This window comes from Pseudomonas sp. GW101-3H06, from assembly GCF_059424605.1.
Genome location: NZ_JBWKZO010000001.1, coordinates 2,861,726 through 2,879,017, shown reverse-complemented (window position 1 = coordinate 2,879,017; position 17,292 = coordinate 2,861,726). Strand labels below are relative to the sequence as shown.

Below are 17,292 nucleotides of genomic sequence, written 5' to 3'. Positions count from 1 at the left end.
GGCGCGGCGGCCATGTCAGGCACCGGCATTCTGCCCCCGCTGTTCGAGCGCCTGGCCTCAAGCGAGACGGATACCGCGCAGGTATTCTATCGCCAGGACCTGCTCGACTCGGTGCACAGGGAGTTGGTGCGCCTGTTGAACACCCGTCGTGGCCCCCGGGCGCTGACCTCTGCGCCCAGCATCCTCGACTACGGCATCGCTGACTGGACCGCCTTGCAACAGCAGCGCAGCGATGATCGGCGTCAGTTGACGCGGGAAGTCCGCGCGGCCATCGAGCATTTCGAACCGCGCCTGCTGCTGAGCGATGTTCAGGTCAATCCGTTGCCGGGGCAGCCACAACAACTGAGCATTCGCCTGCTCGGTCAATTGCGCAGCGGCCGCCAACGCTGGCCGGTGGCGTTTGTCATCGAACAGACCGGCGAGGGTCTGGAGGTGCGCCATGAGCGACTCGATTGACCCGCAACTGCTCGACTATTACCAGCGCGAACTGACCTGGCTGCGACACGCCGGGAGCCAGTTCGCCGAGCGCTACCCCAAGGTCGCCCGGCGCCTGGAACTGTCGCCGGACGAGTGCCCCGACCCGCATGTCGAACGCTTGCTCGAAGGCTTCGCACTGTTAGCGGCGCGCTTGCAACGGCGGCTCGATGACGATTACGCCGAGTTCAGCGACGCCCTGCTGGAACAACTCTACCCATTGGCCATGCGTCCGCTGCCGTCCTGCGCAATCGTGCAGTTCGAACCCGATCCGAGCAAAGGCAAGCTCGATGAGGGTTATCCGTTACCCCGGGACACACCGTTGTTCGTCACCACCAGCAAAGGCGAAAGCATTCACTTTCGTACCAGTGCGGCAGTGCGGTTGTGGCCGGTGGAAATCACCGAAGCACTGCTGCTGGGCAGCGATGAAGCCCAGGCACTGACCGGCGTGATGCAGGCCCGTTCGGCACTGCGTCTGAGCCTGCGCTGCCTGGGGGAAACCCGCTGGGAAGATCTCGGTATCGAACAGTTGCGGGTGCACCTGGCTGCATCACCGGTGACCAATGCCTGCCTCTATGACCTGCTCGGCGCCCATGCGGTCAGCGTCCTCGCGGGGCCACCGGGGAGCGTTCCGAAGGCCTTGCATGGACTACCGAAAATCGTCGGTTTCGCCAGTGAGGAAGTGCTGCTGCCGGACGAAGACGGCGTGCATCCCGGCATGCGCCTGCTGGCTGAGTATTTTGCGTTCCCGGAGAAATTCAATTTCTTCGACCTGCCGCTGGCCGGTGCCACCAGCACCGATCAGACGCTGTTCCTGTACATCGCCTTCGATCGTGCCCCGGCCAGCCGCCTGCCGCTTCAGGCCAGCGACATAGCCCTGGGTTGCGCCCCGGTCATCAACCTGTTCCCGCGCACCTCGGAACCGCTGCGCCCGGACGGCACCCGCAGCGAATACCGATTGATCGCTGACAGTCACCGCGAAAACAGCGTCGAAATCCACAGTGTCCGCACCTTGCGCGCCAGCTCCGCCCAAGGCGTGCAGCGCGTCCCCGCCTATTACGGCAACCAGCACGGTGGCGGTGAGCGTCAGCGCTATTGGCATGCGCGCCGGGTCAACGCATTGACCCCCAATCGCCTGGGCAGTGATTTGCTGGTGAGCCTGGTAGACGCGCGACTCAATCCGCTCACTGATCTGTTTGACTACAGCCTTACCGCCGACCTGCTCTGCACCAACCGACACCTGGCGCAAAGCCTGCCGGCCGGTACCCCCTTGGGTTTCGAACGGCCGGGACCGGTGGCCTGGGCACGGTTGCGCAATCCGCCCAGTGCCCAGAGCCTGCCGCAACTGGACGGTGAGTCGCGCTGGCGGCTGGTGTCGCAATTGACCCTCAATCATTTATCGCTGGTCGAAGGTCCGCAGGCGCTGGACGCCCTCAAGGAAATCCTGCAGTTGCACAACCTGCGCGATGAGGCCTCGGCCTTACGCCAGATTCAGGGCCTGCTGGGCCTGGGTTGCGAGCGGGTGATCGCCCATATCGGCGAAGACGCCTGGCGTGGGTGGCGCAATGGATTGGAAGTGCGCCTGCAACTCGACCCGCAGCATTTCGTCGGCAGCAGCGCCGTGCTGTTTTCGGCGGTGCTGGCGCAGTTCTTTTCCCTGTATGCCACGGCCAACCGGTTCGTGCGCACGGTGCTGGTGCAGTCCGACAAGGAGGTCAAGGCATGGCAACCCCAAGCCGGCATGCCCCTGTCCCTCTGAGCCTGAGCCAACGCTTGCGCCGCGATCCGCAGGCGTTCGAGTTATTGCAGGCATTGTTACTGCTGGAGCGCGAACACCCGCAAGCCGCAACGCTGGGCAGCAGCAGCGCCCCCCAGGCCGAAGCCTTGCGCTTGCGTGGGCCATTGACCCCCTTGTTTGCCGCCAGCCAGGTCGAAAGCCTGAGTGAAAGGCCCGGCGAACACCCGGTTCTGAGCACCCCGGTGTTTGGTCTCGGCGGACCCGACGGCCCCCTGCCCTACGCTTATCAGGAATGGTTGCAGCAGCGGGCCAAGGCCAGGGATCACGCACCCGCCGAGTTTCTCGATCTGTTCCAGCACCGGCTGTTGAGCCTGCTGTACAAAGTGATGCGCAAACACCGGATTGCCGTGGGTTTCACCTCGCCCGGCGCCTCCCCGGTACACGCGCAGTTGCGAGCGCTGACCGGTTTGCTGCCCAAGGCCTTGCAGGAGCGCCAGGCGATCGCCGACAGCGCCGTCCTGGCGTGCAGTGCCTTGTACGCCGATGGCCGTCGTTCACTGGCCGGTTTTGCCGCCATCGTGCGCGAGCAGTTTGAATTGCCGGTGCAACTCAGTGCCTATGAGGGGGCCTGGCGCGAAATCCCACCGGCCAGCCGCAGCCGACTGCAACCGGGTGGCCGCAACCTGCAGCTGGGACGCAGCGCCGTGGCCGGCACGCGGGTGTGGGATGAACACGCCGGGATCCGCCTCACCCTCGGCCCGCTGAGCCCGGCGCAAGCGGCACGCTTTCTGCCCAACGGTGAAGCCCACCCGCCATTGGCCAGCCTCAGCGCCCTGTATTTCGGTCCCGACCTGGACATCACTCTGGTGTTGCTGGTGCGCGGTGCCGGACCTCTGAAACTTGGTCGCGACGCGGCGCCCCTACTCGGCTGGAACGGCGGTTTGCATCGCCAGAGCAGCCTCGCCGTGCAACGCATCGAAACCCGCCTTCGTCAGCTGGAGATCACCTGAACATGGAACTCGCCAGCCTCATCGGACGCCTCAACCCAGACAACCGCCGCGCGCTCGAACGGGCTGCGCAACGCTGCCTGCAACGGGGTCATCACTACGTCGAAATTGAACACCTGCTGCTGGAGCTGCTGGATATCGAGGGAGGCGATTTTGCCTTGCTGCTGCCGCGCTTCGGCCTGGAGCGGGATGCCTTGAGCGCCGAAATCAACAAGGCGCTGGAGTTGTTCAAGTCCGGCTGCACCCGCACACCGGCGCTTTCCAGCCATACCCTCGGCCTGCTGGAGGACGCCGTGGTCCAGGCCAGTGTGCTGGGTCTGGACAGCATCCGTTCCGGACTGCTGCTGCTGGCGCTGATCGACCGCGACGAGCGCCGCAGCCTGCTGCTCAACAGCGCGTCATCGCTGTTGCGCATTCCCCGTGAAGCGCTGCGCGCCAACCTGCTGGAGTGGACGGAAAAGTCACGCGAACATGTGGGCGCTGTGCGCACTGTCGCCAAGGACAGTGCACAACCCAAGCAAGACCCGGTGCTCGATCAGTACACCCAGGACCTGACCGCCGACGCTCACGCCGGGCGCATCGACCCGATCGTCGGTCGCGATGGCGAAATCCGCCAGTGCATCGACATCCTGCTGCGGCGCCGGCAGAACAACCCGATCCTGGTCGGCGCACCGGGCGTCGGCAAGACCGCCGTGGTCGAAGGACTGGCCCTGCGCATTGCCGCCGGCGATGTCCCGCCGTCGCTGCAGGACGTCACCTTGCGAGTACTCGACCTGGGCCTGTTACAGGCCGGAGCCGGGGTCAAGGGCGAGTTCGAACAGCGGCTCAAAGGCGTGATCGATGCCGTGCGCAGTGCCGAGAAACCGATCATTCTGTTTATCGACGAAGCCCACACCCTGATCGGTGCCGGTGGTGCCGAGGGCGGCAGCGACGCAGCGAACCTGCTCAAACCGGCGCTGGCCCGTGGTGAGTTGCGCACCCTCGCCGCCACCACGTGGCTGGAATACAAAAAATACTTCGAGAAAGACCCGGCCCTCGCCCGGCGTTTTCAGCTGGTGCACGTGGAAGAGCCGGACGAAACCACCGCCGTGGAAATGCTTCGCGGCGTTGCCGCGAAACTGGAAGAGCATCACGGCGTGCAGGTATTGGACGCGGCCATTCACGAAGCCGTAAAGCTTTCGCACCGCTACATCTCCGGGCGCCAGTTGCCGGACAAGGCCATCAGCGTGCTCGACACCGCGTGCGCCCGGGTCGCCCTCGGCCAGCACGACGTGCCGCCCCCGCTGGAGAGCCTGCGCCACCGCCAGCAAAGTCTGAAAGACGAAGTCGAACGCCTGCGCCGGGAACAGGCCACCGGGCTCGACCATCGCGAACGCATCACCGGGCTCGAAGGCGAATCGCTGAGCAACGAACAGGCCATTCGCGAACTGGAGACCCGCTGGGGCGAAGAGCGGGTGGCGGTGCGCGAACTGCTGGACACCCGCCGTGAACTGCTGGCCTTGAGCGAGCGCGCCGACAGCGACAAACCTGACGAAGCCACCGACACCCGCATCGATCACCTGGCCGCCGAACTGCTGCGCCTGGAAGCCGGGCTCGACGCGATTCGCCAGGACGATCCGCTGGTGCCGGAGCAGGTCGATACCAAAACCGTGGCAGCGGTGATTGCCGGCTGGACCGGTATCCCGGTGGGCAAAATGCTCGCCGACGAAGCCCATGCCGTGCGCACCGTCGGCCAGCGCATGGGCCAGCGGGTGATGGGCCAAAGCATCGCGCTGAACACCATCGCGCAACGCCTGCAAGCCTATCGCGCCGGGCTCACCGACCCGCAAAAACCGGTCGGCGTGTTCCTGCTCGTCGGCCCCACCGGCGTCGGCAAAACCGAAACCGCCTATGCGCTGGCCGATGCGTTGTACGGCGGCGAGCGCAACCTGATCAGCATCAACCTTTCGGAGTACCAGGAAGCCCATACCGTCAGCCAGCTCAAGGGCGCACCACCCGGTTACGTCGGCTACGGCAGCGGCGGCGTCCTCACCGAAGCGGTACGGCGCAAACCCTATTGCGTGGTACTGCTGGACGAAATCGAAAAGGCCCACCCGGACGTACTCGAAGCCTTCTACAACGTGTTCGACAAGGGCGTGATGGAGGACGGCACCGGGCTGGTGGTGGACTTTAAAAACACCGTGATGCTCGCCACCAGTAACGTCGGCGCTGAATTGCTGCTCGACACGCCGGTGGCGCAGCTCGGCACCGACGCCTTCAACGAAGCCCTGCACAAGGCGTTGCTGCAGGCGTTTCGCCCGGCCTTTCTGGCACGCATGACGGTGGTGGCGTACCGACCGCTGGATGAAACGACACTGGAAGCCATTGTGTTAGCCAAGCTTGAGAAACTGCGCGGGCGCTACAAGGCCGCGACCGGCAAGCCGTTTGAGTTCGATGCAGGGATTGTGCAGGCGGTGCTGGCCAAGTGCAGCGCAGCGGGTGCCCGGGATGTTGAAAATGTGTTGATGACGCAGGTGACGGGGAAGTTGGCGGAGTGGGTGTTGGAGTGAAACTCCACGAACACTATGGCTTTTAAAAGATAAAAGGACGTTCAGACCATGTTCTCAAGGCAATTCACAAGGCGCGTACTCACTCAACCCGGCAGACGATATGTTTCCTATAGATCAACGCCAAAGATTTACGCGTTTGACCGGATCGAAAACCCGTACTTCAAACGCGACGATGATGATCGAGAAGCCGAAATCATTAATCTGCGTCAGCAGCTTTCCTCTCCCGTCCTGGACCCACACGTCGAGATTTTCGGATTCCTGGGTGAGAAACGCTGGGCCTTCAATAATGGAGCGACCCGTCCTGCCCTGGAGAAGTACCAAGGTGCCCTGACGCGCCATCCCAAGGCCGAAATAGCGATCATTCTGACGTGCCAATCCGATCAACTGGCTAAAGAGCTCAGCCTGAAAACCCCGCGGGAAAACTTTCTGGTCCTGGGTGTAAAGCCACCCATTATTACCGGATTCCCCATCAAGGGACTCGATATGGACCTGGAGGGCGCTGTCAACGTCAAGGCTCCCCGCATCCTGCTCCCAAGCGATTTCATGGTTTACAGAAACGGACAAGCCACCACAGGTCCGGAGATTCAGAACATGCTTGAAGAACTCATCAAGAACCTCGAGCTCTTTAATCATCGCGGTTAAATGAAGCCCAGCTGTAACACACGTGATCCCGGTCAAAAGCCGTCAGTCTGTCCACTCAAGACAAGGAACTGATCATGCCACTCGCCAATACGACCAAAGACCTGCTCAGCAAACATTACGGTGGGCTCCAGGGCCCGGAAGATGAATCCTACGAAGTGGCCGTGGCTCTCGCGGGATTGTTCAAGCTCAACGGCGTGACCAAGCCCGGGGTTATCGCGGTGTGCTATTCGCGGGCCAAATACTGGTACGTCGCTGTTTCACCCGATCTGCAAAAAAACATAAAGACTATCGCCGGCGCTTATGGGGTGACCAAGTGGTTGCACAAGGTCACACAGTTCGCGGTGAAGAAAGCCGGGTACTCTTTCGAGTCAGGTATTTATGCCTGTACCACCACCTTGAAGGACATCAGCAAATACCCGAATCCGGGGTGTGCCGAGAAAAAGATTGTCAGTGCCTTGCATACCTATGGCGATGACATCTTGCAGCTGTCTCTCTATGGCTTCCCCAATTCCGATGATGAGGCCGTCCTTCGCTCCTACGTTGCCGTCGGCGATCAATACGGTTCGTATCTGACCCCTTGCAGCAGTTGCCTGACCGTCGCAAACATTTACTGAATCGCCAGATCGGCGCAGACCGGTCTACGAAGGAAATGTCATGCCCCGCACCATCGACAGCAACACCACCCTCTCCCTCGCCGCCACCTCGCTGTCGGCGCTTTACCCTGAGTCGCTGTCCGGCGAAGAATGGCTCAACGCCCTCGGTTCACACACCCTCAACGGACTCAACGACGGCGCTTCGCTCGCCTTGAGCCCGGCCATCGCCAGCCATGTCACCACCACCTTGCATAACGATGCCCAGGCCCGCCCGCTGGATGCATTGGTCGCCGAAATCCGCCAACTCCCCGCCGATGCCACCGCCGAGCGTTATCAGCTTGTTTTAAGACCATGGCTGTGGTGGCTGACCCTGGCCAGCAACAACCGGGTGTTCCAGAACCTCAGCACCTCGGACATCGTCACCACGATTTTCAAGGCCCACGGCTTTACCGACTTCAAACTGTCACTCACCGGTAGCTACACCCCGCGCGAGTATTGCGTGCAGTACGGCGAAACGGATTTCAGCTTTATCTCGCGGCTGTTGCAGGACGACGGGATTTTCTGGTTTTTCACCCACGAAGATGGCAAGCACACGCTGGTGCTGGGCGACAGCAACGATGCGTTTGTGCCGATTCCCAACGGCCCCAAGGTCAACTACTTTGGCCAGCAACCGGGCGAGCGCGAGCTGCACGGCATTCGCGCGGGCCAGGTGTGTGTACAGGCGGTAGCCGGGGTGTATCGAGCGACGGATTACGAATTCACCACCCCGACGACCTCGCTGTACGCCCAGGCCGAAGCGGTGGCCGGGCCACGCTCGCTGTATGAGCATCCGGGCGGTTACACCGCCAAGGCCCGTGGCGATGCGCTGACCAAACAGCGGGTGGATGGCTTGCGCAGTGAGGAGAAGCGTTTTGTCGGCGAAAGCGACTGCCGTTGGCTGGTGCCGGGGCATTGGTTCACCCTCGCCGGGCACGATGACTCAACACTGAACATTGATTGGGTGGTCACGAGGGTGACCCATGACGTCAGCCACGAAAACTATCGAAACCGTTTCGAGGCTATCCCCAAGGCCACGCCCTTTCGTCCATCGCGCACCACGCTAAAGCCGCGAATGCATCCGCAGACAGCGGTCGTGGTGGGCAAGTCCGGGGAGGAAATCTGGACCGACGAATACGGTCGAATCAAGTTGCAGTTTCCCTGGGATCGCGATGGCAAAAATGACGAGACCAGCTCTTGCTGGGTGCGCGTGGTGCTGCCCTGGAGCGGCAAGGGTTTCGGCATGCAATTCGTGCCGCGCATCGGCCAGGAAGTGATCGTGACCTTCATCGACGGCGATCCGGATCGACCATTGGTCACCGGTTGCGTCTACAACGGCGACAACGCCCTGCCCTACGCTTTGCCTGCCAATCAGACGCAATCGGGGATCAAGACTCAGTCGTCCAAGGGCGGCGGCGGGTTCAACGAGTTGCGCTTCGAAGACAAGAAAGACGCCGAAGAGGTGTTTTTACAGGCGCAGAAAGATCTGAAGATCAACGTGCTCAACGACACCACCGCCACAGTCGGTCACGACGAAACCCTCACGGTGCAAAACGCGCGTACCCGGACGGTGAAGGACGGTGACGAAACCGTGACCCTGGAGAAAGGCAATCGGAGTGTGACGATCCAGACCGGCACCGACACTCTCGACGTCAAGGACAGCCGCACCGTCAAGGTCGGTGCCGACCAGAACCACAGCACCGGCGGCAATTACGCGCACAAGGTCACCGGCGATTACAGCCTGACAGTGGACGGCAACCTGACCATCAAGGTGAGCGGCACCCTGACCCTGCAAAGCGGTGGCAGTTTCACGATCAAGAGCGGCGCCGACCTGGCGGCCCAGGCCAGCACCTCGATCAGTCAGAAAGCCGGGACGTCGTTGAGCAATCAGGCCGGAACATCGCTGGAAAACAAGGCCGGCACCACGATGACCAACGATGCCGGCATCAGCCTGACCAACAAGGCAGCCGCTTCGCAGACCGTGGATGGTGGCGGCATGCTGACCATCAAGGGCGGTCTGGTGCAAGTCAACTGACAGGGAGCGCCCATGGCCATAACGCCGCTGGATGTGCAGCAGAACGATAAACAGCTCAAGGGTCACTTGCTCGACGGACAACTCGACGGCGCGCTGCACATCAAGGATGGCGGTCGCGCCCAGGCCGATTTGCACTACAGCCAGGGCGAACTGCAAGGTACGACCCTGCTCTATCACCCCAATGGCAAGCTCTCGGCGCAATTGCCTTTCGTACAGGACAAACTGCAAGGTGTCGCCAGCTTCTACGCCCCCGAAGGCTGGCTGCAACGCAAGGCCTCTTACCGTCGCGGGCTGCTGGATGGCGAGGCGTTCAATTACTTCCCCGAAGGGCAACTGGCCGAAGTCGAGCTCTATCGCGATGGCGTTCGCGAGGGGCGCTATCAGCGTTTTCATCCCAATGGCAAACCGGCGGTGCAGGCCCACTACCTCAATGGGCAACTGATCGAGCCGGAACAAGGCTACGCCAGCGATGGGCGGCCGCTGGATGTCGAGGGCAAGCCGATCTCAAGGGTGCGCTGGTGGTTTCGGCGCTGGAACGATCCGGCACAGACCTGAATCTGTTGTGGCGAAGAGGCCGGCACGATCAACATTTTCGGTGAATGCTGTACCCGCAAAAAATCAAGGAATGAGCATCTGCATCTGCCCCGGCATGACGATTTTGATCACCCCGGCCCAGTTGCACATCAAGGTGCTGTTGGCATCCAGCGCCGGCATGCTGCCCAACAGCACGGTCGGCGGGCCTCCTGGAATCCACGGCGTTGCGGTCGCCGGAACGCACGGCATCGGCGTCAGCACCCCGAGCGCCGCGGCAGTCGCGGCGGCAACCGTCGGGTTGGCCAGGCTCATGCACATGCCGAACGTGGTGACATTCACCAATGGGATGTGATCCATGATGTTCGCCGCCGGCAACCCGCCAGTCAGCGTACGATTGACCGGCAACACGTTAAGCACTGCCGGCGCGGCGCCAAAGCTGCATTGCAGGGTGGCGCTGGCGCACACTTGCGGACAACCCATGTCACACCTCTTTCCTGGAAACCATCAGCCCCTTTCAACCATAGCCCCCGAGACCGATTCTCACACATCAGGAACGCTGATTATCCGGCAACACGCTAACCTATAAGACCGTGTCGCACTTGTGGCGCTCAAGGCGCGCCATTAGATTAGCCAATGATGTCTGGCCTCCAAAATAAGCAGAAGGGATAAGCATGGCGCTTACTGACCAGTCCACCCGTATCCGCTCCGGCGAAGAACTCGATGCCAGTCTGATCGATCCATACCTCAAGGCGCACATTCCGGGCCTCAGCGGCCTGCCGCAGATCAGTCAGTTTCCGGGCGGTGCGTCCAACCTCACCTATTTGCTCGAATACCCCGGACAGGAGTTCGTCCTGCGTCGACCGCCGTTCGGCCACAAGGCCAAGTCCGCCCATGACATGGGGCGCGAATTCCGTATCCTCAATCAATTGCGCGACGGCTTTCCGTATTGCCCGAAAGCCTATGTGCATTGCACCGATGAATCGGTGATCGGCGCCGAGTTCTACGTGATGGAGCGGGTCAAGGGCATCATTCTGCGCTCCGAGCTGCCCCCGGAGCTGGGCCTCGATTCAGCGAAAACCGAAGCGCTGTGCAAGAGCTTCATTGACAAGTTCGTCGAGCTGCACCGGGTCGACTACAACGCCTATGGCCTGGGCGACCTGGGCAAGCCCGAAGGCTACGTGGCACGGCAGATCAAAGGCTGGAGCGATCGCTACGAAAAGGCCCTGACCCCGGACGCGCCGCAGTGGGAAGCGGTGAAAGCCTGGCTCAACGACAAGATGCCGGCCGATCACCCGACCTCCAGCATCGTGCACAACGACTACCGCTTCGACAACGTGATCCTTGACCCGAACAACCCGATGCAGATCATCGGTGTGCTCGACTGGGAACTGACCACCCTCGGCGACCCGCTGATGGACCTGGGCAACACCCTGGCCTACTGGATCGAAGCCGGGGACCCGGCGCCGGTGCAACTGATGCGCCGCCAGCCGAGCCACGCACCAGGCATGTTGACCCGTCGAGAGTTCGTCGATTACTACGCCCAGCGCTCCGGCATCCAGATCGACAATTTCGACTTCTACTACACCTATGGCCTGTTCCGTCTGGCCGGCATCGTGCAGCAGATCTACTACCGCTTCTACCATGGCCAGACCCAGGACAAACGCTTCGCGCAGTTCATTCACATGAACAAACTGCTGGAGCAGATGAGCCTGCAAGTCATCCAGACGTCCGATCTCTGATTACGCCCCTGGCTTCATAACAAGACTTTTCATAAGGGAACCCCATGTCCAAGACTCACTTGTTCGACCTCGACGGCAAGATCGCTTTCGTCTCCGGCGCCAGCCGCGGCATCGGTGAAGCCATCGCCAAGCTGCTGGCGCAGCAAGGTGCCCATGTGATCGTTTCGAGCCGCAAGCTCGACGGCTGCCAGCACGTGGCCGATGCCATCATCGCCGCGGGTGGCAAAGCCACGGCCATCGCCTGTCATATCGGTGAAATGGAGCAGATCAGCCAGGTCTTCGCCGGCATCAAGGAACAGTTCGGGCGCCTGGACATCCTGGTCAACAACGCGGCAACCAACCCGCAATTCTGCAACGTGCTGGATACCGACCTGAGCGCGTTCCAGAAGACTGTCGACGTGAACATTCGCGGCTACTTCTTCATGTCGGTGGAAGCCGGCAAGCTGATGCGCGAGAACGGCGGTGGCAGCATCATCAACGTCGCATCGATCAACGGCGTCTCGCCGGGTGTGTTCCAGGGCATCTATTCGGTGACCAAGGCTGCCGTGATCAACATGACCAAGGTATTCGCCAAGGAATGCGCGCAGTTCGGCATCCGCTGCAACGCCCTGCTGCCGGGCCTGACCGACACCAAATTCGCCTCGGCACTGGTCAAGAACGAGGCCATCCTGAACACCGCGCTGCAGCAGATTCCGCTCAAGCGCGTGGCGGATCCAAGCGAAATGGCCGGTGCGGTGCTTTACCTGGCCAGCGACGCGTCGAGCTACACCACCGGCGTTTCGCTGAACGTCGATGGTGGCTTCCTGTCCTGATCCACGATAGCACTGGCAACAAATAACTGTGTGGCGAGGGCGCTTGCTCCCTCGCCACAGGGTGAGTGTCAGCCTTAGCTGCGACGCTGCTTTAATGCATAGGCTATTGCGTGACACACCGGGTCACGGTGGTCTCGCGCGTCACCTGCCCTTCGGCGCGCATATCGCCCATGACCTGGGTGCTATCGGAGGCCTGACAAGTCGTTTCAGGCGCAGGGGGTGGCGCGACGGGTGGAGGTGGTGGCGGACTGGAACAGCCACCGAGAATCACGGCGCAGAGCGCAACAGGAGTGAAAACGCGTTTCCCAAGACTTTTCATAGGATGACCCGCGATAAGTGATCGACAAGTTTGTGACAACAAAACACTGCCAAAAAGTTCACGGGTTGCTTACAGAAAAGCTGAATTTGCCAGTTGTGCGGCCCTGCCAATAATCAAAACCGACAAAAACTAGCGCACGGGATCGGGTCGATGCAGGGTGGTGCTCTGCATTTCATAGCGCAGTTCCTCGATTAGCGTGAGAACTGCTTCATGGGTGTTGAGCGCTGACACGTTCAATCCGCTGACCACCAGGTCCACCTGCCCCGACACCGGATGGTAGAGCTTCACGGTCAACGAATGATCACCAGTGAGGGTGCATTCGCAGGCCAGGGGAGAAAAGCTGCGTTCCAGTTGCAGCCGCAGTTGCGCCAGGTGAATCATTGCGATTGACCCTCGTGGCAAGGGACGGCAAACACGATGGATAGGGAGTACATGGCTGATCCTTGAGCGGCTTCGTAAATCGCACGCGGAAGATCCATGGATCCCCGTTCGCACGCTTTCAGCCTAAGAGCCATCGCCCCCTGCCAAAACGTCCATTTGCACTATGGCACCTGGTGCATTTGCACCTTACCGCTGGCCCCTGGAGCGCCCTGCCCCGGCGAACAACCCACGATCGCGCGCCCAGACGATCGCCTCACTGCGACTGTGCACATCGAGCTTGGAATAGACCGTCGCCACATGATTGCGCACCGTGTTCGGCGCAAGCTTGAGTCGCGCGGCGATTTCCTTGTCGGCCAGGCCCTCGCAGATCAGCTCCAGCACTTCGCGCTCGCGAACGGTCAGGTCAGTGAAGGACACACTGGGCAGTTGCGGCGAGTTGACATTCTTCACGTTGGCCAGTTTTTCAATCAGCGTGCGACTGAACCACGAAGCGTCTTTCATCACTTCTTCGATAGCCGCCACCAACTCCAGCTCCGTGCGTTTGCGCTCGGTGATGTCCATCAACACCAGCAAATAGCAAGGATTGTCCTGAATGTTGACGGTGTCTGCCGACACGGCGCAATCAATCACCTCGGCGTTTTTTTTACGCACGCGAACATCAATGCGATCCAGGCTTGCGGATTTTTCCAGTGCCGTGAACAGCCTTGCCCTCGCCCCTTTGTCATGGATGAAGTCGATCTCGGCGATGGTCTTGCCCTGCACCTCTTCGCGGGGATACGCGAGGGTGTCGAGAAACGCCTCATTCACATCCAGCACCACCTGATCATCGGCGCTGCACACCAGGATCGGCACCGGTGTCAGGCCGAACGCCTTGGCAAAGCGTTCTTCGCTCTGGCGCAGGGCGACTTCGGCCTTGCGCCGGGGCTCCATGTCGACGAAGGAAAACAGCATGCAGGGTTCGTCGTTAAGCTCCAGGGGTTGGCCGGCGACGATCACTTGCTTGTTGCCGCCATCCGCCATCCGCAGTTCGGCCTGCATCTGCGGGATGGTCGTGCCTTCACGCAAGCGTTGCTTGGCCAGGTCCTTGTTGTCAGCCTGATCCAGCACGTCCAGCTCGTAAGTCGAGCTGCCGATCACCTGATCCCGTGCATAACCGGTCATTTCGAGAAAACCGGGATTGACCTTGATGTAGCGCAGGTCGCTGAGCCGGCAGATCACTGCCGGTGCGGGGTTGGCGGCGAACGTTTTTTCGAAGCGCTGCTCGGCGCTGGCCCAGTCGGTGACATCGTCCATGATCAACACCAGGGACTCCGGCTCACCGTGGCTGTCGGTCACCACCAGGCTGCGCACGCGGTGTACCCAGGTGCGTTCTTCGTCATGGGCCGGCGTCAGCTCGACCAGCACATCGCTGAAGGTCTCGCCACGCGCGACGCGGTGAATCGGATAGTTGTCCACCGGCACCGGGTGATGGTTGCGATAGCGCAAGGCGAAACGCCGGACATAGTCCTCGGCATCGGCCCCCAGCTCGCCAATCCGCGTCACACCATGCATGGCCAGCGCGGCATCATTGGCCCAGACAATCGTCTGATCCAGCTCCAGCAGAATCACCCCGTCGGACAGCCCGGTGATGATCTGCTGCAACTGGCGGCGACTGGTTTCAGTGGTCAGGACGTCCTGGCTCATTGGTTCTCCCCGTGGGCGACGGCGCATTCAAGCGCCGACCTGTGAAGATGTCGACCACGGTGGAGGATGATAGTGCTCACAACATCGGTTTATGAAACTGCTCGCAAACAAGCTCATCTACTGTCGAACAGCCATTAAATCAATCGGTGTAAAATTTTTAATGTACTGGGCGCGAGAAATTTGTAGCCGATAAACCGCTCTATATGACCGACCACCAACACTTTGATTTGCTAAATTTCTGAAGTGAGATATCGTTGCGTCGAAATGAGCAACGTCCAGAAGAGAATTGCCCATCGGATCTATCCACACATGTCGTTGGGTTGGGTCGGGCACCGTCTTAAAACCATATCCTTGTTGCGCATGCTCATACGCCTGCTTACTCAATTCTAAATCACGAAGATCATTACTGACGTTGTAATAACTTTGATTTTGCTGCGAGGCTTCATTGGCTTGAATAGTATCTACACGCTCTTTTATTTGCGCATAATACTTTCGCTGGCGCTCATTATGTCTTAATCTTTTTAGTTTCGCCTTACTCACATTTTGAGACGATGAACTTGCACCCTCTGCCATGTCACCGCTGGTTGCCAGTGGCCGGGAGATGGTTTTGGACTTTTGGGATACTCCCAACACCGTCCTCTTGGCTGTTACTCCCGTCGGTTTTGGTACAAACGCATGCCCCGTCGGATCCACCCGATTGACAGGATCTCCCCCGCAATACGCATACGCATTCAACCCACCCTCCCCAAACGGACTCAAACTGTCCGGACAGATAAAACACATCAACACCGGATTAAACGGTCGATAACCATTTCCCAAATGATAATGTCCGGTCACCGGATCTGGCCGCTCGCCGCAGAACCCCAACAGACTGAGCAAGCCATTCAATGGGCGATGGCCATGCGGCGTGTAAGCGCTGAAACTATGCGACGCTGCAGTGACTGCGTGCAATACCGAACGTTGTTGATCAGTCGCCAGCAAAGTAGTGTCCACCTTGGCCCCCTCGCACTGACGCTGCGCCAATGGCTGGCCTTCGTGCAGCATGATGCTGCGTTGTACAGAGCCTAGAACTTCAGTGGTCAGGCGCGTTTTGCAGTAAAAGCGCTGGATGCTCTCCTGCCTGGAAAAGGCACATGTGGATAGCTGGTCGAGAGCGTCGTAGGCGTAGGTACACAAGGTTTCCAGTGGTGGCATAGGCATCCTGTGAACTCCATGAAAAGCACATAAACAAGAGCTTCAGCATCGAGTATTTATTGGTCGTTGCCTACTATCAGAACTGCTAGTGGCGCAGGGAAACTTCAGTAAAAGCAGAAGAAAAGCAGCAGGCTGCGCCAACTATTTTAGATCGCGTGGACACGTTCTGCACGCGAGCACGCGGTCGTTGCAGGCGCTAGCGCAGCCTGCGATCTTTTGCTTTTTCAAGCAGCCAACTGACCGTCGGCAATCGCTGCCGAAGCCGCCAGCATCGCCCGCAACAACACCGCGCACCCCGCCGCCAGGTCATCCGGTGCGGCGTTTTCGATTTCGTTGTGGCTGATGCCGCCTTCGCACGGCACGAAGATCATTCCGGCCGGGCCGAGCTCGGCGAGGAAGATCGCGTCGTGTCCCGCGCCACTGACGATGTCCATGTGCGACAGGCCCAGCCCTTGCGCGGCACCGCGTACCGCTTCGACGCAGCCCTTGTCGAAGTACAGCGGCGGGAAGTCGGCAGTGGGTGTCAGCTCGTAGGTCAGGCCATGCTCTTCGCAAATGGTTTCGATGACTTCGCGGACCTCGGCGATCATCGAGTCCAGCCGTGCCGGTTCCAGATGCCGGAAGTCCAGGGTCATGCGCACTTCGCCGGGGATGACGTTGCGGGAACCGGGATAGGCTTGCAGGCAACCGACGGTGCCGCAGGCGTGGGGTTGATGACCGAGCGCCGCACGGTTGACGGCACCCACGATCACCGCAGCGCCAACCAGTGCATCCTTGCGCAGATGCATCGGGGTCGGACCGGCATGGGCTTCGACGCCACGCAGTTTCAGGTCGAACCATTTCTGCCCGAGGGCACCCATGACGACGCCGATGGTTTTGCGTTCGTCCTCGAGAATAGGCCCTTGCTCGATGTGCGCCTCGAAATAGGCGCCCACCGCATGACCGCTGACCGCGCGCGGCCCCGCATAGCCGATGGCGTTCAGGGCCTCGCCGACCGTTACGCCCTCGGCATCGACCTTGGCCAGGGTTTCTTCCAGGGTGAATTTTTCCGCGAATACGCCGGAGCCCATCATGCACGGGGCGAAGCGCGAGCCTTCTTCGTTGGTCCACACCACCACTTCCAGCGGCGCTTCGGTTTCGATGCCCAGGTCATTGAGGGTGCGCAGCACTTCGACGCCGGCCAGCACGCCGAAGCAGCCATCGAACTTGCCGCCGGTGGGTTGGGTGTCGATGTGGCTGCCGGTCATCACCGGCGGCAGATCCGGATTGCGCCCGGGACGACGGGCGAAGATATTGCCCACGGCGTCGATGCTGACGGTGCAGCCGGCTTCCTCACACCACTTCACGAACGTATCACGGGCCTGGCGGTCGAGATCAGTCAGGGCCAGGCGACAGACACCGCCCTTGACCGTCGCGCCGAGCCTGGCCAGCTCCATGAGCGACTGCCACAAGCGATCGCGGTTGATGTGCTGATGGCTGGATTGCAGAACGTCTACGGCTGCGTTCATGGGGATCTCCTCAGGCTGTTCTTATGTGTTTGTTCAGGCAATTCTTTG

15 protein-coding genes are annotated in these 17,292 nt (G+C 60.7%); 10 read left to right on the top strand and 5 right to left on the bottom strand.

The genetic code is table 11. The annotated features are described in order from the left end of the window. Positions 1 to 12: 12 nt before the first annotated feature. The 8 genes from tssE (at position 13) to AC07ZE_RS13255 (ending at position 9,629) form a co-directional block, all read left to right on the top strand. On the top strand, positions 13 to 456 hold the full coding sequence (tssE, locus tag AC07ZE_RS13290) for a type VI secretion system baseplate subunit TssE (RefSeq protein ID WP_207265212.1): 444 nt from the start codon (positions 13 to 15) through the stop codon (positions 454 to 456). After that, positions 440 to 2,233, top strand: a complete 1,794-nt coding sequence (gene tssF, locus AC07ZE_RS13285) for a type VI secretion system baseplate subunit TssF (RefSeq protein ID WP_207265211.1) — start codon at positions 440 to 442, stop codon at positions 2,231 to 2,233. The genes tssE and tssF overlap by 17 nt, the downstream gene beginning before the upstream one ends. Beyond that, positions 2,197 to 3,222, top strand: coding sequence for a type VI secretion system baseplate subunit TssG (gene tssG, locus AC07ZE_RS13280; protein WP_207265210.1), 1,026 nt, complete (start codon positions 2,197 to 2,199; stop codon positions 3,220 to 3,222). Before tssF ends, tssG begins: the two co-directional genes overlap by 37 nt. 2 nt (positions 3,223 to 3,224) lie before the next feature. Continuing rightward, entirely contained in the window at positions 3,225 to 5,768 is a 2,544-nt protein-coding gene (gene tssH, locus AC07ZE_RS13275; RefSeq protein WP_207265209.1) for a type VI secretion system ATPase TssH, read from the top strand. Between the two features lie 48 nt (positions 5,769 to 5,816). Further along, complete coding sequence (locus AC07ZE_RS13270; RefSeq protein ID WP_207265208.1) at positions 5,817 to 6,410, top strand: hypothetical protein; 594 nt, start codon at positions 5,817 to 5,819, stop codon at positions 6,408 to 6,410. Between the two features lie 74 nt (positions 6,411 to 6,484). After that, complete coding sequence (locus tag AC07ZE_RS13265) at positions 6,485 to 7,024, top strand: hypothetical protein (RefSeq protein ID WP_207265207.1); 540 nt, start codon at positions 6,485 to 6,487, stop codon at positions 7,022 to 7,024. Positions 7,025 to 7,064: 40 nt separating this feature from the next. Then, positions 7,065 to 9,074 (top strand): type VI secretion system Vgr family protein, encoded by a 2,010-nt coding sequence (locus AC07ZE_RS13260; RefSeq protein WP_207265206.1) that lies wholly within the window; start codon positions 7,065 to 7,067, stop codon positions 9,072 to 9,074. Positions 9,075 to 9,086: 12 nt separating this feature from the next. Then, positions 9,087 to 9,629, top strand: a complete 543-nt coding sequence (locus AC07ZE_RS13255; RefSeq protein WP_207265205.1) for a toxin-antitoxin system YwqK family antitoxin — start codon at positions 9,087 to 9,089, stop codon at positions 9,627 to 9,629. A 63-nt stretch (positions 9,630 to 9,692) separates the two neighbouring features. Here AC07ZE_RS13255 and AC07ZE_RS13250 read toward each other — a convergent pair whose 3' ends face one another. Next, positions 9,693 to 10,088 carry a DUF4280 domain-containing protein gene (locus AC07ZE_RS13250; protein WP_207265204.1) on the bottom strand — a complete coding sequence of 132 codons (396 nt, stop codon included), beginning with the start codon at positions 10,086 to 10,088 and terminating at the stop codon, positions 9,693 to 9,695. 191 nt (positions 10,089 to 10,279) lie between these two features. Here AC07ZE_RS13250 and AC07ZE_RS13245 point away from each other — a divergent pair, with 191 nt between their 5' ends. Both AC07ZE_RS13245 and AC07ZE_RS13240 read left to right on the top strand, forming a co-directional pair. Beyond that, a complete protein-coding gene (locus AC07ZE_RS13245) occupies positions 10,280 to 11,347 on the top strand; it encodes a phosphotransferase family protein (protein WP_207265203.1) in 1,068 nt (355 codons plus the stop codon). A 44-nt stretch (positions 11,348 to 11,391) separates the two neighbouring features. Then, positions 11,392 to 12,159, top strand: coding sequence for an SDR family oxidoreductase (locus AC07ZE_RS13240; protein WP_207265202.1), 768 nt, complete (start codon positions 11,392 to 11,394; stop codon positions 12,157 to 12,159). 448 nt (positions 12,160 to 12,607) lie between these two features. On the opposite strand, the gene AC07ZE_RS13235 is transcribed toward AC07ZE_RS13240, so the two are convergent. From AC07ZE_RS13235 to AC07ZE_RS13220, 4 genes are all read right to left on the bottom strand, one after another. Beyond that, on the bottom strand, positions 12,608 to 12,859 hold the full coding sequence (locus AC07ZE_RS13235) for a DUF1652 domain-containing protein (RefSeq protein WP_207265201.1): 252 nt from the start codon (positions 12,857 to 12,859) through the stop codon (positions 12,608 to 12,610). Between the two features lie 186 nt (positions 12,860 to 13,045). Next, on the bottom strand, positions 13,046 to 14,542 hold the full coding sequence (locus tag AC07ZE_RS13230) for a helix-turn-helix transcriptional regulator (protein WP_207265200.1): 1,497 nt from the start codon (positions 14,540 to 14,542) through the stop codon (positions 13,046 to 13,048). A gap of 117 nt (positions 14,543 to 14,659) precedes the next feature. Then, the gene (locus tag AC07ZE_RS13225) at positions 14,660 to 15,742 is read right to left on the bottom strand and encodes an RHS repeat-associated core domain-containing protein (RefSeq protein ID WP_207265199.1); all 1,083 of its coding nucleotides are present in this window, start codon (positions 15,740 to 15,742) and stop codon (positions 14,660 to 14,662) included. Positions 15,743 to 15,960: 218 nt separating this feature from the next. Next, positions 15,961 to 17,244: a Zn-dependent hydrolase gene (locus tag AC07ZE_RS13220; protein ID WP_207265198.1), complete on the bottom strand. Its 1,284-nt coding sequence runs from the start codon at positions 17,242 to 17,244 to the stop codon at positions 15,961 to 15,963. Positions 17,245 to 17,292: the final 48 nt, after the last annotated feature.